Here is a 1,207-nt window from a genome sequence, read left to right as displayed (position 1 = left end):
CAGCGTCGGGACCATGAGGAGCTGGGTCGGGATCATGATCGTCGCCATGATCGCGAGGAACCCGAAAGTGCGGCCCGGGAACTTGAGCCGCGCGAACCCGTACCCGGCGAGCGAGCAGAGCACGATGTGGGACGCGACGGCGACGACCGAGACGAGGACGGTGTTCGTCGTCCAGCGCAGCACGTCCGTCTCGGTGAAGAGCTTGACGTAGCCGTCGAGCGTGAGCTGCGAGGGCCAGAACCGCGGGGGGAACCGGTTGATCTCCGCCTCGGGCGTGAGCGACGTGAGGAACATCTGCACGAACGGCGTCGCGAACAGCGCCGCGACCGGAACGAGCAGCAGGTGCCACAGCCAGGAACGCCGCCGCCGGCGGCGCGGTGCGGGCGTCGCGGCGGCGGTCGGCGGGCCGTCCGGGGCGCCGGGTGGCAGCGCGTGCGGTCCGCCGGGCAGCGCGACGGGGGCAGCGGGTCCGGGAACGGTCGTCGGCATCAGAGTCCACCAACCTTCGTGCGGCGGGAGTAGAGCGTCACGGCGATGGTGATGAGCAGGGTCACGGCGAACAGCCCGTACGCCACGGCCGAGGCGTACCCGAACTCGAGCTCCTTGAACGCCGCCTTCCACAGGTAGTACACGACCGTCTCCGTCGACCCGAGCGGGCCGCCGCGCGTCGTCGTGTAGACGAGGTCGAAGAGCTGGATCGCCTGGATCGTCTGCCAGATGGCGACGAACACCGTGACCGGTGCGAGCTGGGGGAACGTCACGTGCCAGAACGACTGCCACCGGTTCGCCCCGTCCACGCGGGCGGCCTCCGCGAGCTCGACCGGGATGTCCTGGAGCGCGGCGAGGTAGATGACGGTCGTGAACGCGGCCTGCCCCCACAACGACATGATCGTGATGACGACCATCGCCTGGGACGGGTCCTCGAGCCAGCCCTGCTGCGGGAGGCCGAGGACGCGGAGCACGTTGTTCACGAACCCGAACTGCGGGTTGAACAGGTAGGTGGTGAGGATGCCGGTGGCTGCCGCGGAGACCACGAACGGCAGGAACACGAGGGTGCGGTAGATCCCCACCAGGACGAGCCGGCGGTTGAGCGCGACCGCGAGGCCGAGCCCGAGGAAGAGCGAGGCCGGGACGAACAGCGCGGTGTACAGGAGCGTGTGCCCCACCGCGGCGCCCAGCTCGGCGTCGGTCAGCATGCGCCGGTAGC

Annotated in this window: 2 protein-coding genes; both read right to left on the bottom strand. The window is 70.0% G+C overall.

The genetic code is table 11. From position 1 onward, the window contains the following. The coding region (locus ACFVQZ_RS36520; protein ID WP_383629193.1) for a carbohydrate ABC transporter permease at positions 1 to 489 on the bottom strand (489 nt) is incomplete at its 3' end. After that, positions 489 to 1,207: carbohydrate ABC transporter permease (locus ACFVQZ_RS36515; protein ID WP_383629191.1), on the bottom strand; the 719-nt coding region annotated here is incomplete at its 5' end. The genes ACFVQZ_RS36520 and ACFVQZ_RS36515, both read right to left, overlap by 1 nt.

This window comes from Streptomyces sp. NPDC057854 (assembly GCF_042797055.1).
In the GTDB taxonomy this organism is placed as follows: domain Bacteria; phylum Actinomycetota; class Actinomycetes; order Streptomycetales; family Streptomycetaceae; genus Streptomyces.
The sequence above is the reverse complement of the archived record's forward strand: the minus strand, read 5'-3'. Positions and strand labels throughout refer to the sequence as shown.